Below are 23,858 nucleotides of genomic sequence, written 5' to 3' on the forward strand. Positions count from 1 at the left end.
CCCAACCGGCGGCGATCTTCGCACCCGATCACCCCGATATCTTGACGTCGAGATAAATCTAGGCCGCATCGGCTAGACTAGAAGGCGGAAATTTGATCGTTGAAACAGGGAGTTACGTTGGCGAAGATCAAGGTTGAAGGCACCGTCGTTGAGCTCGACGGCGACGAGATGACACGAATCATCTGGCAGTTCATCAAGGATCGGCTGATCCACCCGTACCTCGACGTCACGCTCGAGTACTACGACCTCGGTATGGAGCACCGCGACGCAACCGACGATCAGGTCACGATCGACGCCGCGCACGCGATCCAGAAGCACGGCGTCGGCGTGAAGTGCGCGACAATCACGCCTGATGAGGCGCGCGTCGAAGAGTTCGGCCTGAAGAAGATGTGGAAGAGCCCGAACGGCACGATCCGCAACATCCTTGGCGGCGTGATCTTCCGCGAGCCGATCATCATCTCGAACATCCCCCGCCTCGTGCCGGGATGGAACAAGCCGATCATCATCGGCCGCCACGCGTTCGGCGACCAGTACCGCGCAACCGACTTCCGCTTCGCGGGTGAGGGCACCCTCACCGTCGAGTTCGCGCCCAAGGACGGCGGCGAGCCCCAGAAGTTCGAGGTCTACCAGGCCCCGGGCGACGGCATCGCGCAGGTGCAGTACAACCTCGACGCGTCGATCGTTGACTTCGCACGCGCATCGCTGAACTACGGCCTCTCGCGTAACTACCCGGTGTACCTCTCGACGAAGAACACCATCCTCAAGGCGTACGACGGCCGCTTCAAGGACATCTTCCAGGAGATCTTTGACACCGAGTTCAAGGAGCAGTTCGAGGCTGCGGGCCTGACCTACGAGCACCGCCTCATCGACGACATGGTCGCTTCCGCTATGAAGTGGGAGGGCGGCTACGTCTGGGCATGCAAGAACTACGACGGCGACGTGCAGTCTGACACCGTCGCGCAGGGCTTCGGCTCGCTCGGCCTCATGACCTCCGTGCTCGCGACACCGGACGGAAAGGTTGTCGAGGCTGAGGCTGCTCACGGCACCGTGACCCGTCACTACCGTCAGCACCAGCAGGGGAAGCCGACCTCGACGAACCCGATTGCGTCGATCTTCGCGTGGACCCGTGGTCTCGCACACCGTGGCAAGCTCGACAACAACCAGGAGCTCATCGAGTTCTCGCACACGCTCGAGGACGTTGTCATCAAGACCGTTGAGTCGGGCAAGATGACGAAGGATCTCGCGCTCCTCGTTGGCCCTGAGCAGGGCTACCAGACGACCGAGGAGTTCCTCGCGTCGATCGACGAGAACCTGCAGCAGCGTTTGGCATAGAGCGAAACGCGCAGCGTTTCGCCGCCAAACGCTGGTCGCGCTACTGCGCGAGTTGGCATGGGCAAAACGCGCAGCGTTTCGCCGCCAAACGCTGGTCGCGCTACTGCGCGAGTTGGCATGGGCAAAATGCGCAGCGGTTCGCCGCCAAACGCTGAAGGGCCGGTGGAGAGTATCTCTCCACCGGCCCTTCGCCGTTCCGAGGAAACCTTACGTCCCAACGACGTAGTACCCGCCTGTGATCGCGTCGACAAGGATCTGCAGCCTGCGGCCCGCTAGCCGCGCCTCGAGCAGCCAGTTCGGCTTCCAGAGTGTGTTGATGGTCCGTACCCCGGTGACTGTCGAGGGCGTGGAGAGGCGGTGTTTTCGGATGGCCGCGGTGGCTACGAGACGGTGCGCGCGGCTTCCCGCCTCTGTGAAACTCGTCGTGTTCCAGCCAGGATCCGTGACGAGGCTTGTGCGCTGCCGCTCGTCGAGTTGCACGAGGTCAGGCCACGGGTCGGTGAGTGTGGCCTGACCCGTGAGCCGATCCACGATTGCGAAGGCACGCTGCGGTGAGCCGCCCATGTTCAGTGGGTGCGTGATCTTGTACTCGAACCCTGAGAATGGGTGCCAGCGGAGCCGCTCGCTCACCATGGCGATTCCAGGTGCGCGGTCCAGTACAACTGACCACGCGTGTGCGGAGGTGAGTTGCGCCGGAAGCGCCTGAAAGCTCTTCGTGTCCGCAGGCATGTCACTGACTCGCGATCTCGGCCTGGGCCGACAGCTTGCTATCTTGCCCGAGCAATAGCTTTGCTGGGATCGGGCCAACCTTCTTGGTCTCGTCGAGTGCGCGAGCGATGTGCTCGGGCACAGGGTGGCTGCGCTGCGTGGCGAGGCTACCGACGATCATTGCGACAGTGGAGCCTAGGATGCCAACGACCATCGGGTCGAGCCCGGTGAATCCGGCGAAGCCAGCGAGCTCCCACCCGACGGCGAGTACGGTCCCCGTGATCATCGAGGAGATCGCTCCGACGGTGTTTGCCTTCTTCCACCACACCGCGCAGACGTAGGAGGGCACGAAAGCGCTGCCGAGCACGGTCGTCGAGAAAATAACGATAGCCGCAACTGCGGGCGGCTCGACGACGGCAATGAGATAGCCGACGATGGCGAGCGTGAGCACGATGACGCGGGAGACGAGCACCATCTGCTTGTCGCTCATGTTCTTGTTGAAGAACCGCGCGTAAATGTCCTGGCTCGCGACGGTTCCCGACTGCAGCAGCAGCGCGTCGGCTGTCGACATGATTGCCGCCATGATTGCCGCCATCACTATCCCGACGGCGAAAGAGGGCAGCACATTTGACGCCATTTCGAAGATTGCGAGCTCGGGGTTCACGAGGTTTGGGAGCAGTACGATCGCAAAGATGCCGACGATGTAGGGCGCGGGAATGAAGACGAGATTGAATAGTGTCGAGTAGAGACCCGCTCGGCGCGCGACGCTCGGCCGTTTCATCGCCATGTGGCTGACGACGACGTGCGGCCACCCCATGTACCCGATCGAGAAGATGAGCAGCGCGCCCAAGATGATGCCCCACTGGCCGTCGTAGACACCACCACTGCCGAACATGCCAAGCAGGGTCTCGTCGATCGCTCCGACCTTCGCGTTGCCGGCAGAAAAGCCGCCGATGGCGGTGAGGGTGCCGATGAGGATCCACACCATTCCAACGAGCATGATGATTGCCTGTACGAAGTCCGTGTACGCGACCGCGAGGTACCCGCCGAGGAATGTGTACAGCACGATGACCCCGATCGCCACCGCGAGCGCGATCGGGTAGCTGATTCCCGAGACCATCTCGAGGCCGCGCCCACCCGCGATGAACTGGGCCATCACGTAAAAGAACATGCAGAACAGGGCGACTGGAGCCGCGATCATCCGCACCCACTTCGAGGGGTACCGGTGTTCGAGGTATTCAATAGAGGTGATCGAACCGAGGATCTGCGAGAGTTTTCGCATCCGCCTGCCGAGCACTGACAGGTTGAGTACGCCACCGCCGATGTCGCCGAGCGCGTACCACATGCCGAAGTAGCCCTGCGTGTACCCGAGCGAGCCCGCGCCGAGGAACATGTAGCCCGACATAGACGAGCTCTGCAGTCTCAGTGCCGTCACCCCGGGCCCGAGGCTTCGCCCCGCGAGCAGGAACCCCTCTGCGTTCTTCGAGCTGCGGCGCATGGCCCAGACGCCGATCCCGGCCATAGCGACGAAGTAGATGATGAGGAACCAGAGCTCAATCTTCATGGGTCACCTCACTGTCGTCGCGCGACCAGGATCTGGAGACCCACAGGAACACGACCGTGTACAGCACCCAAAAGCCTGTCACGCTCGCGATCGAGACCAACGTAAAGGTTGGAAGATTGAACATGTGCACCGCCTCTTTGCGTCGTAGCCGAGCGTTTCGCCACGCTCGACACTGATCTGCGGCGAAACACTGCCCCGGTTGTTCCGGGGTGCGTGGTCAGTCTTTCAGCGGGATATCGTGCTTGTCCAGGGAACCGCAGTTCGTTCTGACCGCACGTGAAATTGCCCGCTCACAGCAGGAAAACTTAGGAAACAAGGGCTAGGTAGGGTGATTACTTCGGATTTTCAAAGCAGCGGGACCGACGGCAAGATGCCGCTGGATCCGCACCCCTCCGGCTCTGGCGGATGACGACCCACCCCAAACGCCCGGGCCTCCGGGCTACCATCAAGGCATGTCAGCGACGACGCACCAGCAAGACGATCCTCTGAACCGAGACCAGCGGGCCGAGCTGGCCTTACAGGCGGCGGCCCGCATACAGAAAGATGGCCCGCGCACCGCTCTCATCACTGGTGCGAGCTCAGGGCTCGGGGCCGAATATGCGACTCAGCTTGCTGAGCGCGGTGAGCACCTCGTGGTCGTCGCTCGTGACGGAGAGGCGCTTGAGGCGCTCGCCGCGACGCTGCGCGCGAAGTGCGGAGTCGACGTCGAGGTGCTCGCTGTCGACCTCCTCGACCCGGAGGGTGTGCGCAGGGTTGTCGCGCGTCTTGAATCTCGCACAAACCCCGTCAGCACCCTGGTCAATAACGCGGGTTTTGGTCTGCCGCTCGCGTTTGAGCTGAACGATATTGAAGCGGAGGCGCGCCACTTGCGCATCCACAATGAGGTGCCGATGCGGCTCATGCATGCGGCGCTGCCTGGAATGCTTGAGCGGGGGAGCGGCCGCATCGTGAACGTCGCCTCGGTCGCGGCGTTCATTCCGCGCAGTACCTATTCGGCGGTCAAGCAGTGGCTTGTGACGTTCTCGCGCTGGGCGAATGGGCGGTACCGTTCGCGCGGCGTGACTGTCTCCGCGGTCTGCCCCGGCTATACGCACACGAACTTCCACGAGCGGCTCGGGCTCCCTCCGGGCGAGGAAGGGATCCCGCGCTGGATGTGGCTGAGTGCGCCGCGAGTTGTCGCCGATTCGCTGAGGGACCTCGAACGGGGGAAGGCAGTCTCGATCCCGTCCGTGAAGTACAAACTGTTGACCGCGGCCGCGCGCATCGCCCCGCCAGCGCTTGCGGCGCGCATCGGCGAGCGCGGGCGATAGCTGGGGCGCGGATGGCGTCTTGCCACGGTGCTCAATCGGGCGGGTGCCCGGTCACTATAGTTGAGTGAGCAACGCGACCAGGCTGGTCACGGGTGGCGAAACGCCTGACCGTAACGGGCCGTCCTGGCGCACGCGGCAGAGCAGCCCGCGCGGGGCACCCGCCCCACGGCGGCGTGACGCTGCCCGCGGTCAGAACGCATAGTTAGGAGTTTCTGGTGAGCTATTTCATCGGTAAGGATCAGGCGCACTCAGGTTTCTCGGCAGCGGACGAGCCGGCGCTGAGGATCGATCCGGGCACCGGTGAGCACATCCAGTTTGAGACGTCTGACTACTCGTATGCGGAGAGTGCCGCGAAGGGAAGCAGCGACGACCTCGAGTCGCTCTTGAACCCGATCACCGGGCCCGTCTACGTGAACGGCGCCGAGCCGGGCGACACGCTCATCGTTGACATTGTCGACATCACGCTCGGAGACCACGGCTGGTCGGGCTACTTCCACGGCGCTGGTGCCCTCGCCGGCGTCATGGGCGACGAGCCGTACATGCGCACGGTGCCGATTTCTGATGGCATGGTGCACCTCACCGACACCATCTCGGTGCCGGCCCGTCCGATGGTTGGGTGTTTCGGCACGGCACCAGCGTCTGGCCGCAACTCGTCGATGGCGCCCGTCTACTCCGAGGGCGGCAACCTTGACCTCACCTACGCTGGCATCGGTAGCCGACTGTACCTGCCCGTGCGTGTCGCTGGCGCATTCCTCGGCCTGGGCGACATCCACGCTGTTATGGCGGAGGGCGAAGCCTCTGACGTCGCTATCGAAGCTGCCGGCACGATCACCGCGACCGTGTCGCTGACAAAGGAGTTCTCTGTCTCGGGGCCAGCGATCGAGACCGCAACCGAGGTGATCTTTGTGGGGCTCGGGGACACGATCCAGGAGTCGCTCGCGAACGGCTACCAGCGCGCCTTCCGCTTCCTGACGACGCAGCACGGCTTCAGCCGCGGTGACGCGTTCACTGTCATGAGTGCGATGGTGAACTCGGCGCTTGGTGGGCCAGCCGGCTCGGCCGAGGTCCCCGCGGGATCGCCGCTCGCGGCAGGGTCGATCACGACCCACCACGTGCCGAAGTCGATCCTGCAGCCCCGCGGCTAGCCTGTGCGCCGGCTCTGGCCAGTGAGTTGGCGCCGCGCCCGGCCGAGACCGCATCTCTCATCCGAGACCGCATCCCCTGTTGTGACAGGGCGTGCGGTCTCGGCGGTCGTAGGCGGTCTCGAGCCTGGTGGGGTGCCCTCGCCGAACCCGGCTCAAATGTCTCGTCGCCGCAGCACGCACAGCCCCGTGGCGGCGACCGCAACGGCCCAGGCCGCGAGCACGGCAGCGCCTGTCCCGGCGGTGAGTACGTGGTCGGTCGCGCCTGTGTACAGCAGTTCACCGGCGCGGCTTGGTAGCCAGCGTGCGTGTTCGCTCGCCCCGAGGAGCGGCGGTGCGAGCAGCACGAGTCCGAGGCTCACGCCGAGCGCGGGAGCGAGCCGTGCCCAGAGCAGCGAGATCGTATGCGCGAACAGCCCAATGAGAGCGAGATAGATAGCTGCGCCTGCGAGCGGCATGACCACGGGGTCAGGATCCTGATGTGGAGGTGCCCCGACGTGCCCGCCGAATGCCCACCCCGCGAGGCTCGCCGCGAAGCTCGCGGCAACCGTCAGCACGCCGACCACTGACGTGGCAAGCAGCGCGGCGACGCTCTTCGCCGCCACGAAGCGCGCCCTGCCAGGCACGGCGGTGAGTGATGTGCGGAGCTGGGAGCCGTCGCTCTCGTGCGCCATCGGCAGCACACCGAGCGCGATGACACATACCTGCGCAAGCGGGACCGCTGCGGTTACGGCTCCGATGGGTGTAACTGACTGACCTGATCCGCCCCACGCGAGCGCCCCTGCGATGGCGGTGCCCACGAGCAGCGACGCGGCGGCGCACACGATCGCCGCTGGCAGGGAGCACAATTTCGCGACCTCCGCTGCGACAGCAGCTCGAAGCGGCCCAGCCCAAGACACGCGACTCACGCGTCTCTCCGTTGGAACGCGATACCGCCAATGAGGAGCAACCCGAGCGCCCAGCAGGCCATCACGATCGCGCCGGGGATGGGTGCGAGCCCTCCTTCCACGGTGAACTCGGGCGGAAACCCGAAAAGGTTTCTGCCGGCCATGTCAGGCAAGTAGTCGGCGAGTGGGGTGACGCCCCGCATGAGCAGCGAGAAGGAAACGAGCGATCCGTTCGCGATGAGCACGGTGAGCGGCACCATCACGCTCCGTGCGAGCCCTGTGATCGCGAAGGCGATGAGCGCCATGAGTGCCCAGTAGAGTGCGGCGCCGCCCGCCCGCGAGATCCCAGATTCGAGGGTCACTGTCTCTACACCCGCGTCGCCGACAAGCTCGCGGGCGAGCGCATAGTTCCCAGGGATCGAGACAACTGCGAGCGCTGCGGTGAGCGCACAGACGTTGAGGGCTTTCGCGATGTACAGCCCCACCCGGCGCGGTGTTGCGGCGAGTGTCGTCGCGATCTGGCGCCCGCCCCCTGCCTCCGCGCGGTCGGTTGTGTACTCGCTACCAATCGCAAGGGAACCAATGACGATCGCGCCGACGACGCCGATGATGGGAACGGCAGCAAACCCGGCCTCGAACGCCGACGTGTCTGCGAGGCTGGACGTGTCTCCAGCTTCCACAGCGCTTCTGACAGTCATCGCGTTGAATGCGGTGATACACGCTGAGCCAATTGTCGCGATGGCAATCGCGATCCAGATCCCAGGCAGCGCGAGGAGCTTGCGCGCTTCCGAAGCGAGCGCGCCTGCGAAGGCCCTCATTGCTCAGCCCCTCCGTCGCGAGGCTCCCCGCCGGTGAGACCGAAGAATGCGTCCTCGAGGGAGTCGTATCCTGCGGTGACGCTCGCCACGGTGCCAGTCCGAACAATTCGGCCTGCAGCGATGACGACGAGATCGTCGGCGATCTCGGCGACCTCGCTCATTAGATGGCTCGAGAGCAGCACGGTGCCGCCGCGGTCAGCGTGGTCGCGGAGGAGCCCGCGGATCCAACGAATTCCCTCTGGATCGAGGCCGTTCACAGGCTCGTCGAGCACGAGCACTGGCGGGCTGCCGAGGAGCGCCGTCGCGATACCGAGTCGCTGGCCCATGCCGAGGGAGAATCGGCCGACTCGGGTGCGGCCCGCCCACGCAAGCCCAACGACGTCGAGTGCCTCGGAGACCCGCCTGCGTGGGATGCCGTTGCTCGTGGCGACCCAGGCGAGATGGCTTCGAGCGCTGCGGCTGCGGTGTGCGCCCGAGCCGTCGAGCATCGACCCGACAGTGAGTAGCGGGCGAGGGATCTTGCTGTACGGCAGCCCATCGATGAGTGCTGTCCCTGAGGTTGGACGGTCGAGGCCGAGGAGAATCCTGAGCGTCGATGACTTCCCTGCGCCGTTCGGCCCGAGAAACCCAGTGACGCGGCCAGGCCGAGCCTCGAACGAGACGTTTGTAAGAATCGACCGGTTTCCCCGGCTCTTGGTGATCGAGTCAAATGTCAGCATGTTTCAAGCACACAGGTTCGGCAGACATGAGGCCTCGGCTTGGGGGCGGAACTATCGCACGGGTGTCAGCCCCTGGCCCTCCGACCTCGGTCCGATGCGGGGCGCACAGCTGGAACCTAGACTTGGCTCATGGAGACAGCTCGGCCGAAGTGGCGAACGCGCGCGTGGCTCGACGCGGGGGTCGTGTTTCTTCTCGTGGCGATCTTGCTTGCGACGTTGTCTTCTGAGGACGAAGCCGTGAAAACTGGCATCGGATATGCGACTCTCGCAGTGATAGTGGGCGGCCTCGGAGTGACGATCGCTCGCGTACGGATGCAGCGCCGCGTCTACGAGCAGGAGCTCGCGGACTGGGCAACCGAGCGAGCCGCGCAGGCCGAGCGGCTCAGGATCGCGGCAGACCTGCACGACCTGGTCTCGCACGGCCTCGGCGCGATCACCGTTCGCGCGGCCGCGGCCCAAAGCGTCGACGTCGCCGAACAGATGGCGCTCGCCGAACGCGAGCGGGCGCTTGTTGACATCGAGAAGGTGAGCCGTGAGACCACGACCGAGCTCCGTCGGATGCTCACGGTGCTGCGTGAGCCTGGCACCGCCCCACTCCGCCCCGCTGAGACACTCGCTGATCTCCCCGAGATTATTGCCGAGGCGCGGGCGGCAGGATTGAGCGTCGACTTCGCGTCCGACGGCATCGAGCGCTACGAGGCGGAGGCGCTGGCGCTGGCATCGCAGGGTGCCCAGCTGACTGTCTGCGCTGTCGTGCGTGAGGCGCTTGCAAACACGCTGCGCCATGCGGGTCCCTGCCCCGTGACTGTCAGTGTTCGCCGCGACCGCGATGCTCTCAACATCAGTGTGCAAGACGAGGGGCCGCGAGTGCAATGGCGGGCCGCGCCGGGCGCCGGGCATGGGCTCAGCGGGCTACGTGAACGGGTAGCCGCGCTCGGCGGGCAACTTGATGCCGGGCCGATCGGCACGGGGTTTCAGGTCGTCGCTCGCATCCCAGACCAGGAGGTGTCATGACTGTCGAACCGCACGCCGGTGCCAGTGCGATACGAGTGCTCATCGCCGACGACCAGGCGCTGCTGCGTAGCAGCCTCGAGTTGATCCTCGGCGGCGCGGCAGACATCGATGTCGTCGGCTTGGCTGCAACAGGGGCTGAAGTCATCGCACGCTCCCGTGAGCTCGCCCCCGACGTCGTACTTATGGACATCCGCATGCCTGGCGGCGATGGTATCGAGGCGACGGCGGCGATCACCGCAGACCCGGCTCTCGCCGCCACCAGGGTTCTCGTGCTCTCGATGTTTGAACTCGACGAGTACGTCTACGGGGCGCTCCGCGCAGGCGCAAGTGGCTTCCTCCTGAAAGACGCGCACCCCGACGAACTCCGCGAGGCGATCCGACGCACACATCATGGTGAGTCGCTCTTCGCCCCAAGCATCCTTGCGGGCCTCGTCGCATACTACCTTGGGGCCGCCGGTGGGAGAACCAATACGGTGGCTACGGGCGCACTTGACCGCCTCACTTCGCGGGAGCGGGAAGTGCTCGCGCTCGTGGCGCGGGGCCTGTCCAACGATGAAATTGCTTCGGAGTTCACGATCTCGGTGAAGACAGTGAAAACCCACATTGGCAGTCTGTTGTCGAAACTGCATGCCCGTGATCGTGCGCAGCTCGTTATCGCGGCGTACGAGGGCGGCGTCGCAGGCGCCTAGCCCTCTGCGCACCCGATCCGTCGCCGGCGCCGGCCGAGACCGCACCTTTCCGCCGAGACCGCATCCCCTGTTGTGACAGGGCGTGCGGTCTCGGCGGTCGTAGGCGGTCTCGAGCCTGGAGGGGTGCCCTCGCCGGCCGAAGAGTGCACAAACCGCAACCGGAAGGGTGGCGTCGCGGGCGCCTAGCCCTCTGCGCGCCCGATTCGCCAGTAACCCATGAACGCGACGGCCTTGCGGTCGATCCCGAGGTCGCGCACTAGGTGGCGGCGCATGCGCGTAACGACGCCCGCTTCGCCGGCGAGCCAGGCGTAGTCTTCGCCGACGACGTGCTCAGGAACGTCCCACAGGACCTCGTCTGAATCGACCGCCTCGGCGTCGGTACTGGCATCGGCGTCGGCATTGGCGCCAGAGTCGGTTCTGGCGCCAGCGACGACCCCCTGCTCTGGATCGCCCGCCCGCGCGCCCGCCCCCGGAAGTCGCCGCGCGCCCCACTCCGCGATGGCGGGCTCAAGGAACGTGCCGTGCGGGGCGCCGTCGCGTCCGAGCCAGGTCACGGTGACGCCGCTCGGGTGCGAGAGTTCGAGTGCGTCGCCGGCCTCGGGCACCTCGATGAACGCTTCCCCGGTGAAGTCGCTGGGGAGAGACTCGAGGATGGCGCAGATCGCCGGCGCCGCGGTCTCGTCGCCTGCGAGGAGGACGCGTCGGGCGGGGCCCGGGTTCCACTCGATGCCGCCCGCTGGTTCCTGGGCACGCGAGTCCGGGCCGACGATGATGAGCTCGTCTCCGGGCGTGGCTGCCTGTGCCCAGGCGGAAGCGGGTCCTTCGGTGCCATGCAGCACGAAGTCGACGTCGATCTCCGCGAGCTCTGGGCGTACAGCGCGGATCGTATAGGTGCGGATCGGGTTGCGCTCGTCGTCGGGTAGCTCCCGCCACTTGCGGTACCAATCGAGCATCGCGGGGCTCTCATCGCTGAAGAGCCCGAGCTCGGGGAACGTGCCGTCAGGGAGGGGCAGGAGCAGCTTGATGCGCTGATCGAGGCCGTCGATGCCAAAGTGCTGAAGGTCGTCGCCGCCGAACGTGATCCGCGTGAAGTGGGGTGAGAGCTGCGTGATGCGCAGTACCCGGGTGAGGAAGGCGTCGTACGGCTGGCGGGAGGTCATTCGGAAGGGCTCCTTTGGGGCGGTAGGTGGCGGGTGGGCGTTCGTGCCGGTCTGGCGCGCACGATGCGCTAGGTGATCGGTGTTGCGCGGCTTGCGCGAGCTGGGAGAACGGCGCGAATCCACACCCACTCTATTCATCAGATCAATGTTAGGCTAGGCTTACTTAACTGTGAAAGCATCGACTCTTTGCGGAACAGAACTGTGCCTGGGCTATCGGGGCACCGAGGTCGTGCACTGCGCGAGCCTCACGCTGCGGCCCGGCAGGGTGACCGCGCTCGTTGGCCCGAACGGCAGCGGCAAGTCGACGCTGCTGAGGGCGATCGCCCGTCTCCACGACACAAACTCCGGCGATGTGACGCTCTCCTCGGCGAACGCTGAGCCGAGGAGAGCGAGCGCGCTGAGCGCCAAAGAGTTTGCCCGCGAAGTCGCGATGCTGTCGCAGTCGCGGCCGCACCCGTCGGGCCTCTCGGTGCGCGACATCGTCACCTACGGTCGTCACCCGCATCGCGGACGGTTTTCGGGCCTGCAAGATCAGGATCGCGCGGCCGTCGACACAGCCCTCGAGCTCACCGGTCTCACGCAGATGGCCGACCGTTCAGCAGACCAGCTCTCGGGCGGCGAACTCCAGCGAGTCTGGCTGGGCACGGCGCTCGCGCAGGACACCGGTGTGCTGCTGCTCGACGAGCCAACGAACCACCTTGATCTCAAGCACCAGATGGATACGCTCGACCTGATCTGCGACCTCGCCGCCCGAGGCACAGCTGTCGGCGTCGTGCTGCACGACCTCGACCAGGCCGCGGGCGTCGCTGACGAGGTTGTGCTGCTCGCGGGCGGGAGCGTGCTCGCCTGCGGTGCCCCCGAAGAGGTGCTCACTGGCGAGCATCTCTCGGCTGTCTACGGACTTCCCATCGACACGACCGTCGACGAGGAAACGAAACGCGTTCGGGTGTTCCCGCGCGCACGCCACCGGCAGCGCCAGCGCCGCCTTGAACCGGAAGTCTGCACCGCATGAGTATCAGCCCCTCGACCACTCGTCGTCGTACGTCCCGCCTCGCGGCGATCGCCGCCCCAGCCGCCGCTCTCGCGCTCGCGCTCTCGGGGTGCGGCACGACCGCAGCGCCTACAGGTGAGACCGAGACCGCCCCGGCCTCGTCGATCGCTGGCTGTGAGAACGACTCGACAACGACGAGCACTGGCGCAGTCGAACTCACCGACTCGTTTGGGCGCACCGTCAGCCTTGACGCGCCAGCGAAGCGAGTCGCCGTGCTCGAATGGCAGCAGATTGAAGACGTGATCACCCTGTGCGTCGCCCCGGTCGCCGTTGCTGACGCCGACGGATTCACCACCTGGGACACCGCGGTTGAGCTTCCCGAGGGCGCGACCGACGTCGGATCCAGGCAGGAGCCGAACCTCGACGCCCTCTTCGGAACGAACCCCGACCTCGTGATTGTGGAGGCATACACAGCGGACGATGAGATCATCGGCAAGCTCGAGAAGTACGGCGTCCCTGTGCTCGCGACGAAGGGCGCAGACGCCGCAGATCCGATCGCGAACATGAAGAACACATTCTCGCTCATCGCCGACGCGACAGGCCGCGAGGAGCGCGCCGCCGTGGTGCTCGACGAGTTCGACGCGCACCTCGCTGAGGCGAAGGGCAGCCTCGCCGATGCTGGCCTGAAGACGACCGATTTCGTCTACTTCGACGGCTGGATCGACGGCGGCAACGTCGCGCTGCGTCCCTTCGGGCAAGGATCGCTCGTCGGTGAGATCGGCGAAGAGCTGGGCCTCACGAACGCCTGGACGGGCGAGGTCGACCCCGCTTATGGCCTCGGCCAGACCGACATCGAGGGAATGAAGGCCGTCGGTGACGCGACGCTGCTGCACACCGCGACAGAAGAGAAGTCGGAAGACGAGTTCGCGACTGCGCTCGAGACGAACCCGGTATGGGCGGCGCTGCCTGCCGTCGCCGACGGTCGCCTGTACGCGTTCCCGACTGGCATCTGGACGTTTGGTGGCCCCCGGTCGGCGCAGCAGATCATCGACGCCTACGTGTCGGTGCTGGCTGAACCCGGCGCGGGCGAGTGACCCGCACCGCCTCCGAGCTCGCCGTCGCGGGCGCCGAGGCGCGCCCCCGCGCCCGCGCGTTCGGGGGCGGGGCCGCGATCGCGGTCATCGCCGCCTCGCTCGCCGTCGTTGCGGCTTGGCATCTCTCGCAGGGAACGTCTGGCGTCGGTGCGGGTGAACTGCTCCAGGTGCTTACCGGCGGCGGTACTGACGACGCCAGCAACGTGCTGTGGGGTTCCCGGCTCCCGCGCCTCGCGGCCGGCGTCGCCGTCGGTGTTGCTCTCGGCGTCGCGGGCGTGCTCATGCAGACGCTTGCCCGGAACCCACTCGCCTCGCCCGACACCCTCGGCGTCACGGCGGGGTCGTATCTCGCGGTGACTGCTGTCGCAGCGTTCGGGATCGCCGTGCCCCTGTGGGCTTCGGGACTGCTCGCCTTCGCCGGCGGGCTCGCCGCCGCGGTCCTCGTGCTCGGCCTCGCAGGCGGCGCCGGCACCTCAAGTACCAGGCTCGTGCTCGCTGGCTCCGCACTTGCGCTCGCCTTTCAGGCGCTCACGTCTGCGCTCCTGATCCTCTTCCAAGAGGAGACGAAGGGTCTCCTTGCGTGGGGGAGTGGGAGCCTCGCCCAGCTCAACCTCGATGCTGCGCTGCGCGCGCTGCCGCTCATTGCGGTCGCGGTTGTGGCCGGCCTCCTGCTGTCGCACCGCCTTGACGTGTTCAGTCTTGGCGACGATCTCGCGAAAAGCCTCGGCGTTCCGCTTCGCGCGACTCGGGTATCCGGGATCCTGATCGCCGTCACGCTCTCCGCGACCGCCGTCACGCTTGCCGGGCCCATCGGCTTTGTCGGCCTCTGCGCCCCGGTGCTCGCGCGACTGCTCGCTCGCTGGGTTCCCGCGCTCGAACGGCACGCGTTCAGGCTGCCAGCCGCCGGGCTCATTGGCGCCGTGCTCGTGCTCGGTGCAGACGCCGTGCTCAGGGCAGTGCTCGGCGCGGCGGCGGCAGTGTCGGTACCAACTGGCGTCGCGACGACGCTCGCCGGCGCAATCGTGCTCGTGATTCTCGCGCGGGGACTGCGCGGTGGCTCCACACAGGCCGCACGGGTGCGTGCGGCGGCGAGGAGCGCGCGCAGGTTCTGGATTACGATCGTCATCCTCGCCGCTGCGCTCGTCGCGGTCGTTGTGCTTGGCGCGCTCTCCGGCAACACACTGTTGCGCACAGGCGACCTCGCGCTGTGGCTTCAGGGGGCCGCGCCGCCCCCAATCGCGCTCGCCCTCGACGAGCGCGCGCCTCGCGTGATCGCGGCCATCCTCGCGGGCGCGGCGCTCGCGGTTGCCGGTGGCATCACACAGTCGATCAGCCGAAACCCCCTCGCCGATCCGGGCCTACTGGGCATCACAGGCGGTGCCGGCCTCGGCGCGGTGCTCGTCGTCACTGGCGGGCTTGCAAACACTGTCGGGATCACGGTGGCCGCGACCGTCGGATCCCTGCTCGCGTTCGCCCTCGTTTACGGCCTGAGCTGGCGCGGCGGCCTGAGCGCAGACAGGCTCGTGCTCATCGGCATCGGTGTCTCGGCCGGTGCAACAGCGCTCACGACATTCTTCCTGCTGCGCGCCGACCCGTGGAATACGCCGGCGATCTATACCTGGCTTTCAGGCACGACCTACGGGCGCAGCTTCGCACAGGTGCTTCCAGTGCTCATTGTGCTCGCGATTGGGCTACCGCTCGTGCTCGCCGCTCGCCGCGAGGTCGACCTCATTGCGCTTGACGAAGACACCCCGCGTGCGCTCGGGGTGCGCCTCGAGCGCACGCGGCTTGGCCTGCTCGCGCTCGCCGCAGTACTCGCCGCTGCGAGCGTCACAGCGGTCGGCGTCGTCGGGTTCGTTGGTCTCCTCGCCCCGCACGCAGCCCGAGCGCTGGTGGGCGCTCGGACAGCTCGGTTCCTGCCAACAGCCGCCGTGCTCGGTGCGGTCCTTGTCGGGGTGGCCGATGCCGTCGGGCGCACGGTCATCGCGCCCGCGCAGCTCCCCGCCGGCCTCATGGTCGCGCTGCTCGGCGCCCCGTACTTCGTGTGGTTGCTCTGGCGGACACGCGACGCCTGAGCGCGGAGGGGCATATGGCTGCCGCGCCGCTGATCTGCAACGCAAGGATTTGCGCATCGTTCGTGGCGTATTGGTTGACGAATGTCGCACATGTGCGTAGCCTGGCCAGGATACGCGCGCGGCGGAGCCGCCGCCCGTGAAGGGAGAGCCGCTTCATGACAGACGTGCCAGCACTCGACACGATACGCTTCGAGCTTGACGGTGACCTGCTCATCGCGACGCTCTCGCGACCGAGCCGAGCCAACGCGGTGAGCCGGCAGATGCTTCGTGAGCTCATCGAGCTTGCCGACTGGCTCGACGGCAATGAGGCGGTGCGATTCCTGATCCTCACCGGTGACGGTCCGATCTTCGCCGCCGGACAAGACCTGCAAGAGATGCGCGAACCGCTCTCGGACGAGTCTCAGACACGCGCGGCAATGCGCGCACTGCAGCGGCTCGCGCAGGAGGTGATGCACAAGCTCGAGGGTCTCGAGCAGATTGCGTTCGCGGTGATTCAAGGATCTGCCTACGGGGCCGGTGTCGCGATCGCAATGACCGCCGACTTTCGGCTTATGGAGGCAGATGCGGTGCTGAATCTGCCAGAGACGAACCTCGGAATGTTTCTCACCTACGGCGCGACACCGCGACTCGTGTCGGTCATGGGGGCGAGCGCTGCGAAAGAGTTCGTGATGTTTGCGCGTGACATGCCCGCGGCCGACGCGCTGCGACACGGGCTCGTGAACGCTGTCTCCCCGCGGGGCGAACTCATGGAGGCCGCGCTCGCGCAGGTGAACGAACTACGCGGAAAAGACTTTAGATCGCTGCGAATTACGAAGCGGATCGCGCAGGCTGCCGCTGCGGTGAACGTTGGTGACATTCTCGTCGGCGAGCCCGAGCTGAGCGAGGGCGCCCTTTCTGACGGCACAACGCTCGAACTCGTCGATAGGTTCTTCAAGAACAAGCGGTGAGCCCAGCAGAGAACCACGTCCCGCGGGCGCTGCCGCCCCTGGGACGTGGTTCAGAGGCGACGCTTCCGCCTCTCGCGGGCCCAGTGCTCGGGCCCGCGCCTGGCCTACTCGCTGAGTAGTTCGCGGACCCGTGGGATCACGTCGCGGCCGTAGAGTTCAATGCTCGTCATGAGCATGTCGTGTGGCATCGTGCCGTTCGCATACTTGAGATCGAATCGGTCAGCGCTGAGTGTGCGCACGGTGTTCGCGATCTTCCGTGCGACGGTCTCGGGAGATCCGACGTAGAGGGATCCTGACTCGACCTCGGCGTCAAACTCGGCGCGTGACGCCTCGGGCCAGCCGCGCTCACGCCCGATGCGGTTGCGGTTCGCCGCGAAGTGCTCCCAGAGTTCTTCGCGGGCGAGCTCGTCGGTCGCCGCCACGTGCCCGGGCGAGTGGACGCCGAGCGGCATCGGGTCACGCTCGAGTTCCTGCTGGGCGCTGCGGTATAGGTCAGCGAATGGGAGAAATCTCGCCGGGTCGCCGCCGATGATTGCGAGCATCATGGGGATGCCGACCTGAACTGACCGCACGACTGACTGGGGGCTGCCGCCGACACCGATCCAGGCGGGGACGCCGCCCGGGTGCTCGGTCTTGGGGTGCACCTCTTGGTTGACGAGCGGCGTGCGGTGTTTGCCCGCCCAGGTGACTGGGCCCTCGCTGCGAAGCTTTGCAAACAGGTCGAGCTTCTCGCTGAAGAGAGCGTCGTAGTCGTTCAGGTCGTATCCGAAAAGTGGAAAGGACTCGGTGAAGGACCCTCGACCCAGAATCACCTCGGCGCGGCCGCTGCTCACGCCGTCGAGTGTCGCGAAGCGCTCGTACACCCTGACTGGGTCATCGCTTGAGAGCACTGTCACGCCAGTGCCGAGCAGGATCTGCTCGGTTGCGCCGGCGATTGCGCCGAGCACGATCTCAGGTGACGAGATCGCGAAGTCGTCTCGGTGATGCTCGCCGAGAGTGATCGCGTCTACGCCGAGGGAGTCAGCGAGCCTCGCCTGCTCGACGACGTCACGCAGCACCTGTGCGGGGTGAGTGCGGCTGCCATCGGGCTGCTGGGAGATGTCGCCAAACGTGTCGAGCCCCAGGGCTACATTGCTGCCGGCTGTGCCGCCGCTGTGCTGTGATGTGGTCATGCTCTATGCAACAGCGGCCCTAGGGTGGCTATTCCTGGGGTTGGCTCTGCGCCGATGCCGAGCCTGGCTGCCGGTGAGGAGCCTGGCCGCCGGTGACGTGCCTCGCTGCCGGTGACCCTCGCTGCCGGCGACGAGCCGCGCTGCCGGCGCTTCCAATGTGATCGGCAGAAGATATGCCCGGATCCTTAGGTTGGTGGCATTGGTTCTGTTGATCCCGGGCCTACTGCGTGCAGCGGAGCGGGGGTGTGCTGAGAGGCGCGTACTACTGGACCGCAGCCGCAGATTTGGCAGCTCAGCGATTCACAGACGCCGCGCCACCGACTACTTGCTGCGAAGCGAGGTGACGAAGCCGAGCGTCGCGCCAGCGAGTCCGAAGACGACAGCGACGATCCAGTTGATGCCGAGTCCGAGCATGGCTCCGACACCGGCGGCGAGTAGCAGAAGCTCGATCAGCGCGCGCCCGAAGCGGTCGGTCGCGAGCACGGGCTTGGGTGACAGGAAGAGTGCCCAGAGCAGCAAGCTCAGCGCGAGCAAACCGAGGCCCGCGAAGATGCCAGGAAATGGCATTTCCCAGCTCATGAAGCCCCACACAGTGATCGCGATGATTGCGATGAGATGGAAGAGTCCGCGCACCGCCTGCTGGATCGTCTGAGAGCGGGCCTGCGAGTCTGATGGAGTAGGGCTAGTCACTCGGTCAAGTCTACCCGGCCCTCCCCGGGCGGCCGATTCCCGGTCTCGTGGGTGCGAGGTGCGTCGGTGTGGCGGCCCACCCCGGAGTCCCGAGGAGCGATGCCCGGATCCCGCAGTCCTGAAGCTCGCAGCCAGCCCCACCCCAGCCTGTGGTTCACCCCAGCGTCGACAATGTGGTCCACTACGCGGCCAGATCGTAGCCTAACTACATAGACCAGCCGGAGCGCGCGGCACCTGCCGCCGCTGCCACCCCGCTGCCGAGAGGAACCAATGACCCCGAACTCACAGCGAGCACTTGTCGCACTCGCGCTCGCCGCAACGCTCGGACTTGCGGGCTGCGCCCCCGCTGCACAGGGCGGGGGCTCCGAGCCAGCGCCGACCGCCGGCGGCACGCTCACCTATGGCAGGCTCGCGAGCGCGAACGATCTCGACCTGCACACGCAGATCACCGCGAACAACGCATTCGCGATTGACAAGATCTTCGAGTCGCTCGTCTCGTTCGATGAGCACGGCAAGATCATCGACTGGTTGGCGAAGAGCCACGAGATCTCGGCAGACGGACTGACCTATACATTTACGCTGCGCGAGGGGCTCAAGTACTCCGATGGGTCTGACGTGCAGGCCTCTGACGTGAAATTTTCGCTCGAACGCAACCTCGCGAAGCAGGGGCCCCTCACTCTCACCGCCCCGATCTCGGAAATCGTGACCGATGACGCTGCCGGTACCGTCGTCATCACGCTCGGTGAGGCGTACACGCCGTTCCTGTCGGAGCTCACGAGCTTCTCCGCGGGCGTTCTGCCCACGGACTTCGGCGGCAAGAACGAGGAGGACTTCTTCAAGGCCCCGGTTGGTACCGGGCCGTTCGCGGTCAGCGAGTGGGACCCTGCGGGTGACCTGAATTTCGTGAAGAACGAGCACTACTGGCAGGACGGGAAGCCGCTCCTTGACGGCCTCGACTACGTCTTCGTTGCCGACGACAACCAGCTGCTCCAGCGGCTGAACGCTGGCCAGATCGACGCTGTCGAGCAGGTGCCTGCGGCGAACGCAGACGCGGTCGAGAACGGGGAAGCAACGAAGCTTTTGAAGAGCGATTCGTGGGCGATCGAGCAGGTCTTCTTCAACACGCAGAAGCCCGAGTTCGCAGACGTGCACGTCCGCCGCGCGGTCGCGCAGGCGCTCGACCTGCCCGGCATCACGCAGGCGACCACGTTTGGCACCGCCCGTGCGGCGTCCTCGCTCATTCCGCCGGCGATCGAGTACAGCGCGGCCGACGCGTTCGACGCGAAGCCGGTGCTCACACACGACGTCGACGCGGCGAAGCAGGAGCTCGCGAAGTCGGACTTCGCGGACGGCTTCGAGGCGACGATGCTCATCCCGAGCGGGAACTCAGCTCGCGCCCAGATCGCCCAGGTTGTGCAGGAATCGCTCGCGCCCCTCGGCATCGACGTGCAGATCGAGTCCATCGACCTCGCCTCATTCCGCGAGCGCTTCAAGGCGTTCGACTACGACTTCATGATCAACTCGGGGCAGTCCGACGCCCCCGACCCCAACGGGCTCGTGACGTTCCAGGCCGATCCCGAGGGCTTCAGCAACTCGTTCTGGACCCACTACACGAACCCCGAGGTCACGAAGCTCATGCACGAGGGCCGCACGACCGCAGACGGGCCCGAGCGGGAGCAGATCTACACAGACATCCAGCGGATCCTTGCTGGCGACGTGCCCTACATTCCCGTCTACTACTCGCCGAACCTGCACGGCACGACGGCGAAGGTGCACGGCCTCGAATCGCTGCCGAACGGGAGCGTCAGGTTCCAGGACGCGTGGGTCGAAGCAAAGTAGCCGGCGGAAGAACCGCGCGTCCGCGGGCACGCCCTGCGGGGCCCAACAGGGTCTGGCGGGGCGCGCCTGCGCAGCGGATAGAGTAGGCGAGTGTCAGCGGCTCTGCGATCCCTCCCGCGCCAGGTGCTGCGCCAGGCCCTGCGCGTCGCGGGAACGGTGCTGCCGGTCATGCTCGGCGTCGTCACAGCTGTGTTCTTTCTGCTGCGCCTGGTGCCCGGCGATCCTGCCGTGATGATCCTCGGGGATCGCGCGACGCCGCAGGCGCTCGCCGAGCTCCGCGCCAAGCTTGGGCTCGACGCCCCGCTCTGGCAGCAGTACACCGACTTTGTCTCAGGGGTGCTCACGCGCGGTGATACTGGCGACTCGCTCGTGACTGGCGTGCCAACCGCAGAGCTTGTACTGTCTCGCGCGCCTGTGAGCCTCGGCATCGTCGCGCTCGCGCTCATGCTTGTGCTTGCGATTGCCGTGCCGCTTGCGCTCGCGGCGGCGAATCGACCCGATGGCTTCGTGGATCAGCTTGTGCGCATCGTGCCGACGATCACGCTCGGAATGCCGCTGTTCTGGATCGGACTCCTGCTCATCATCGTGTTCGCCGTGAACCTTGGGTGGTTTCCGGTCGGGGGTGTCGGCGCGGCGGGGTCGGCCCCGTTCGAGCCGGTGCGTTCGCTGGTGTTGCCTGCGCTTGCGGTCGCCCTGGGTATGGCGCCGCCGCTTATCCGCTCGCTTCGGGCTCAACTGCTCGAGGTGACGGAGGCCGAGTTCGTGACGACGTTGCGGGCTGCGCGCATCCCGGAGCGGCAGATTCGTTGGCGCCACGTGCTGCGCGGCGCGGCGTTGCCGACGCTGAATCTTCTGAGCGTGAACCTTGCATACCTCATCGGCGGGACGCTGGTTGTCGAGAAGGTGTTTGGCATCAACGGCCTTGGCACGCTCCTGTTCCAGTCGATCTCGACCCGAGACTTTCCTGTGGTGCAGACGATCGCGTTGTACTGCGCGATCCTTGTCGTACTCGTGACGCTCGTGGCCCAGCTGCTGTCGGCGCTCATCGACCCGAGGTTGCGGGGTGCGCGATGAGTGGTGCGCGGCGCGCGCTCGGGTCGCGGAGCTTTGTCGCAGGCGCGCTGCTTCTCTCGGTGATCGTGTTTGTCGCGGTGCTCGCCCCCGCGCTCGCGCCGTACTCGCCGACCGCGCAGGATTTGTCGGCCGGCCTGCTCCCTCCCTCGTTCGCGCACCCGTTTGGTACGGACCAGCTCGGTCGTGACGTGTTCTCACGGGTGCTCTTTGCAGCGCGCACTGATCTCGGGATCGCTGCCATCGCGGCGATCACCCCGTTCGTCGTTGGCGTGACGCTTGGCCTCGTCGCTGGCTACTTCGGACGCGGCACCGACTGGGCGATCTCGCGTGTCACCGACACTGTCATCGCGTTCCCGTTTTATGTGCTCGTCATCGCAATCGTGTTCGCGGTCGGGGCGGGGGGACCGGGCATCATCGCCGCGTTCGCGCTCGTCGGGTGGGTCGGGTATGCCCGGGTGATCCGCGCTCTTACCGCGTCGATGCGCGATCATGGCTGGGTGCGCGCGGCGCGAGGGGCGGGCCTGTCGCACGGGCAGATCCTTGTCAGGCACCTCCTGCCCAACGTGCTGCCGCAGGCTGTCGTGCTGCTCGCGACTGAGATTGTGCTCATCATGGTTGCGATCGTCACTCTCGGGTTTCTCGGGCTCGGCATCCAGCCGCCAACGCCAGACTGGGGCACGATGATCGCCGATGGACAGGCGTTCGTGACGAGTCACTGGTGGCTCTCGGCGTTGCCGGGACTTGCCGTCGTGGTGACTGGCGTCGCACTCTCGCTGCTTGGCGACGGCATCGGTGACACGCTGCGAGTGACGGGTGAGCCGCGCAAAACCGGCAGGGCCCGCGGCGGGCGTCGGGGCCCACGCCCGGCGACTGCGGGGGTGCCTCTCGGGTCGCTCCACGTCCGCGGGCTCACCCTCGAGTTGGCAGCTGTTGTCGCTTCGCGTGCGCCCAAGCGACAACAACTGCCAGCTCCCGCGCTTGTCGGCGGGGCGCCGGGCAGGGCGCCGGGCAGGGCAGAGGGCAGGGCGCCGGGTGGCAGCGAGGGGCACAGCGCCCAGGGCGTGAGTTTCGATCTCACCCCAGGCGAGGCACTCGGCATTGTCGGCGAATCAGGATCGGGCAAGAGCCTCACCCTCCGCGCCATCGCCGGCCTGCTCCCGAACGGTGTGGTGCACACTCACGGCGAAGTCGCCATCGGGGGCGCCGTTGGCATGGTGTTCCAGGATCCACTGAGCGCACTCGATCCGCTGACGCGAGTTGGCACCCAGCTGCGCGAAGCGTGCGTCGCGGCGGGGGAGCCAGACCCGGTGGCACGGGTGCGCGAGCTACTCGGTGCTGTCCGGCTCGGTGACCCAGAACGCATCGCCCGCGCGTACCCGCATGAACTCTCGGGTGGACAGCGCCAGCGCATCGTGATCGCGATGGCGCTCGCTGGGAGGCCGGCGATTCTGCTCGCTGACGAGCCGACGACGGCGCTGGATGCGACAGTGCAGCGTGAGGTACTCGAGCTGCTGAAAGCCCTCCGGCGGGAACGCGGCCTGACTCTCGTGTTCGTGAGCCATGACGTCGCTGTTGTCGCCGCAATGTGCGAGCGGATCGCGGTCATGCGCGGAGGGTGCGTCGTCGAGGAAGGGGCAACGGCCGCGGTCCTCGCCCGACCAGAACACCCGTACACTCGGGAGCTGCTCAGCGCGATCCCTCGTGCCCCCCGCCCCGCGGAAAGGATCAACGATCGCGTTGCCCTCGCGCCAAGCGCAGGCGCGATCAGCATACACACGACGGGTGCGCCCGGCGTCGAGAAGACCGCCCCGCCCAGCATCGAGACGGCCGCCGCGCCAGCGGCAGCGACGTCTGACGGCGCGCCCGTGCTCGCCGTCAAGGACCTGCGCGTGAGGTATGGCGGCCGCGAGGCGGTTGGTGGCGTCTCCTTCGACGTACGCGGCGCGCTGGGCATCATCGGCGAGTCGGGTTCGGGAAAGACGACGATCGCGCGTGCGATCGTCGGGGAGCTACCGCGCGCGCACGGAGCATTCAGCTTCGCGGGCGAGCGGGAGGAGATCCAGCTCATCCCACAGGATCCCTCGTCGTCACTCAACCCGCGCCGCACAGTCGGTGCGACGCTCGGCGAGGTTGTGCGCGCACACGATCGCCGCGCTCGAGCCAGAGGAGGCGATCTCGCGCGCTCCCCGCGCGGCTCGACCGAGGGACGCGTCGCGGCGCTCCTCTCGGAAGTCGGCCTCGCCCCTGAACACGCGAGGCGCTACCCGCACGAGCTCTCGGGCGGGCAACGGCAACGTGTCGCGATCGCGAGGGCGCTTGCCGCCGAGCCGAAAGTGCTCGTCGCTGACGAGGCGACAAGCGCGCTCGATGTGTCAGTGCAGGCCGCAATTCTCGACCTGCTCGCGCGGCTTCGCAGGGAGCGCGGCCTCGCCCTCATCGTGATCTCCCACGACCTCGCCGTTGTCCACGCGCTGTGCGACGATGTCGTCGTGCTGCGCGCCGGCGCCATTGTCGAGCAGGGGCCGCGGGCCCTCCTTGACCCGCAGCAGGCCTACACGCGAGAACTGCTCGACGCGGTCGTGCAGCTGCCTGCCGGATCGTTCGATGGCTCCTCCTAGCCAGATCCTGTACTC

Annotated in this window: 21 protein-coding genes; 12 read left to right on the forward strand and 9 right to left on the reverse strand. The window is 66.6% G+C overall.

What is annotated here, in order from left to right:
- Positions 1–117: 117 nt before the first annotated feature.
- A complete protein-coding gene (locus ACF07D_RS12940) occupies positions 118–1,332 on the forward strand; it encodes an NADP-dependent isocitrate dehydrogenase (RefSeq protein WP_119281651.1) in 1,215 nt (404 codons plus the stop codon).
- Between the two features lie 207 nt (positions 1,333–1,539).
- Here ACF07D_RS12940 and ACF07D_RS12945 read toward each other — a convergent pair whose 3' ends face one another.
- Genes ACF07D_RS12945 through ACF07D_RS12955 form a run of 3 tightly spaced genes read right to left on the reverse strand, consistent with a single transcriptional unit; the run spans position 1,540 to position 3,728 of the window.
- Positions 1,540–2,061, reverse strand: a complete 522-nt coding sequence (locus tag ACF07D_RS12945; protein ID WP_391505179.1) for a hypothetical protein — start codon at positions 2,059–2,061, stop codon at positions 1,540–1,542.
- 1 nt (position 2,062) lies between these two features.
- Entirely contained in the window at positions 2,063–3,604 is a 1,542-nt protein-coding gene (locus tag ACF07D_RS12950) for a sodium/proline symporter (RefSeq protein ID WP_391505180.1), read from the reverse strand.
- Positions 3,594–3,728 (reverse strand): hypothetical protein, encoded by a 135-nt coding sequence (locus ACF07D_RS12955; RefSeq protein ID WP_255808938.1) that lies wholly within the window; start codon positions 3,726–3,728, stop codon positions 3,594–3,596. The genes ACF07D_RS12950 and ACF07D_RS12955 overlap by 11 nt, the downstream gene beginning before the upstream one ends.
- A gap of 328 nt (positions 3,729–4,056) precedes the next feature.
- Here ACF07D_RS12955 and ACF07D_RS12960 point away from each other — a divergent pair, with 328 nt between their 5' ends.
- Positions 4,057–4,914 carry an SDR family NAD(P)-dependent oxidoreductase gene (locus tag ACF07D_RS12960; RefSeq protein WP_391505181.1) on the forward strand — a complete coding sequence of 286 codons (858 nt, stop codon included), beginning with the start codon at positions 4,057–4,059 and terminating at the stop codon, positions 4,912–4,914.
- 215 nt (positions 4,915–5,129) lie between these two features.
- Positions 5,130–6,059 carry an acetamidase/formamidase family protein gene (locus tag ACF07D_RS12965; RefSeq protein WP_391505182.1) on the forward strand — a complete coding sequence of 310 codons (930 nt, stop codon included), beginning with the start codon at positions 5,130–5,132 and terminating at the stop codon, positions 6,057–6,059.
- A gap of 152 nt (positions 6,060–6,211) precedes the next feature.
- Here the strand turns inward: ACF07D_RS12965 and ACF07D_RS12970 are convergent, their stop codons facing one another.
- Genes ACF07D_RS12970 through ACF07D_RS12980 form a run of 3 tightly spaced genes read right to left on the reverse strand, consistent with a single transcriptional unit; the run spans position 6,212 to position 8,480 of the window.
- Positions 6,212–6,964, reverse strand: a complete 753-nt coding sequence (locus ACF07D_RS12970; protein WP_391505183.1) for a hypothetical protein — start codon at positions 6,962–6,964, stop codon at positions 6,212–6,214.
- Entirely contained in the window at positions 6,961–7,761 is an 801-nt protein-coding gene (locus tag ACF07D_RS12975; RefSeq protein ID WP_391505184.1) for an ABC transporter permease, read from the reverse strand. Before ACF07D_RS12975 ends, ACF07D_RS12970 begins: the two co-directional genes overlap by 4 nt.
- A complete protein-coding gene (locus ACF07D_RS12980; RefSeq protein ID WP_391505185.1) occupies positions 7,758–8,480 on the reverse strand; it encodes an ABC transporter ATP-binding protein in 723 nt (240 codons plus the stop codon). The genes ACF07D_RS12975 and ACF07D_RS12980 overlap by 4 nt, the downstream gene beginning before the upstream one ends.
- A 129-nt stretch (positions 8,481–8,609) precedes the next feature.
- Here ACF07D_RS12980 and ACF07D_RS12985 point away from each other — a divergent pair, with 129 nt between their 5' ends.
- Both ACF07D_RS12985 and ACF07D_RS12990 read left to right on the forward strand, forming a co-directional pair.
- Positions 8,610–9,494 carry a sensor histidine kinase gene (locus tag ACF07D_RS12985; protein WP_391505186.1) on the forward strand — a complete coding sequence of 295 codons (885 nt, stop codon included), beginning with the start codon at positions 8,610–8,612 and terminating at the stop codon, positions 9,492–9,494.
- Positions 9,491–10,183, forward strand: coding sequence for a response regulator (locus tag ACF07D_RS12990; RefSeq protein WP_391505187.1), 693 nt, complete (start codon positions 9,491–9,493; stop codon positions 10,181–10,183). Before ACF07D_RS12985 ends, ACF07D_RS12990 begins: the two co-directional genes overlap by 4 nt.
- A 182-nt stretch (positions 10,184–10,365) precedes the next feature.
- Here ACF07D_RS12990 and ACF07D_RS12995 read toward each other — a convergent pair whose 3' ends face one another.
- Positions 10,366–11,343: a siderophore-interacting protein gene (locus ACF07D_RS12995; RefSeq protein ID WP_391505188.1), complete on the reverse strand. Its 978-nt coding sequence runs from the start codon at positions 11,341–11,343 to the stop codon at positions 10,366–10,368.
- A 169-nt stretch (positions 11,344–11,512) separates the two neighbouring features.
- Between ACF07D_RS12995 and ACF07D_RS13000 the strand changes: the two genes are divergently transcribed.
- The 4 genes from ACF07D_RS13000 (at position 11,513) to ACF07D_RS13015 (ending at position 16,450) form a co-directional block, all read left to right on the forward strand.
- Positions 11,513–12,355, forward strand: coding sequence for an ABC transporter ATP-binding protein (locus tag ACF07D_RS13000; protein ID WP_255808942.1), 843 nt, complete (start codon positions 11,513–11,515; stop codon positions 12,353–12,355).
- Positions 12,352–13,428, forward strand: coding sequence for an iron-siderophore ABC transporter substrate-binding protein (locus tag ACF07D_RS13005; protein WP_119281645.1), 1,077 nt, complete (start codon positions 12,352–12,354; stop codon positions 13,426–13,428). The genes ACF07D_RS13000 and ACF07D_RS13005 overlap by 4 nt, the downstream gene beginning before the upstream one ends.
- A complete protein-coding gene (locus tag ACF07D_RS13010; protein ID WP_391505189.1) occupies positions 13,425–15,503 on the forward strand; it encodes an iron ABC transporter permease in 2,079 nt (692 codons plus the stop codon). Before ACF07D_RS13005 ends, ACF07D_RS13010 begins: the two co-directional genes overlap by 4 nt.
- A gap of 155 nt (positions 15,504–15,658) precedes the next feature.
- Complete coding sequence (locus ACF07D_RS13015) at positions 15,659–16,450, forward strand: enoyl-CoA hydratase/isomerase family protein (protein WP_391505190.1); 792 nt, start codon at positions 15,659–15,661, stop codon at positions 16,448–16,450.
- Positions 16,451–16,554: 104 nt separating this feature from the next.
- On the opposite strand, the gene ACF07D_RS13020 is transcribed toward ACF07D_RS13015, so the two are convergent.
- Positions 16,555–17,622 carry an LLM class flavin-dependent oxidoreductase gene (locus tag ACF07D_RS13020; protein WP_391505191.1) on the reverse strand — a complete coding sequence of 356 codons (1,068 nt, stop codon included), beginning with the start codon at positions 17,620–17,622 and terminating at the stop codon, positions 16,555–16,557.
- Positions 17,623–17,943: 321 nt separating this feature from the next.
- Positions 17,944–18,312, reverse strand: coding sequence for a DUF2568 domain-containing protein (locus tag ACF07D_RS13025; protein WP_391505192.1), 369 nt, complete (start codon positions 18,310–18,312; stop codon positions 17,944–17,946).
- Between the two features lie 270 nt (positions 18,313–18,582).
- On the opposite strand from ACF07D_RS13025, the gene ACF07D_RS13030 reads away from it, so the two are divergent.
- From ACF07D_RS13030 to ACF07D_RS13040, 3 genes are all read left to right on the forward strand, one after another.
- Positions 18,583–20,151 (forward strand): ABC transporter substrate-binding protein, encoded by a 1,569-nt coding sequence (locus ACF07D_RS13030; RefSeq protein WP_391505193.1) that lies wholly within the window; start codon positions 18,583–18,585, stop codon positions 20,149–20,151.
- Positions 20,152–20,241: 90 nt separating this feature from the next.
- A complete protein-coding gene (locus tag ACF07D_RS13035) occupies positions 20,242–21,225 on the forward strand; it encodes an ABC transporter permease (protein ID WP_255808948.1) in 984 nt (327 codons plus the stop codon).
- Positions 21,222–23,843 carry an ATP-binding cassette domain-containing protein gene (locus ACF07D_RS13040; RefSeq protein WP_391505194.1) on the forward strand — a complete coding sequence of 874 codons (2,622 nt, stop codon included), beginning with the start codon at positions 21,222–21,224 and terminating at the stop codon, positions 23,841–23,843. The genes ACF07D_RS13035 and ACF07D_RS13040 overlap by 4 nt, the downstream gene beginning before the upstream one ends.
- The last annotated feature ends 15 nt before the right edge of the window (positions 23,844–23,858 follow it).

This window comes from Leucobacter sp. NPDC015123 (assembly GCF_043080205.1).
Classification (GTDB): Bacteria; Actinomycetota; Actinomycetes; order Actinomycetales; family Microbacteriaceae; genus Leucobacter; species Leucobacter aridicollis_A.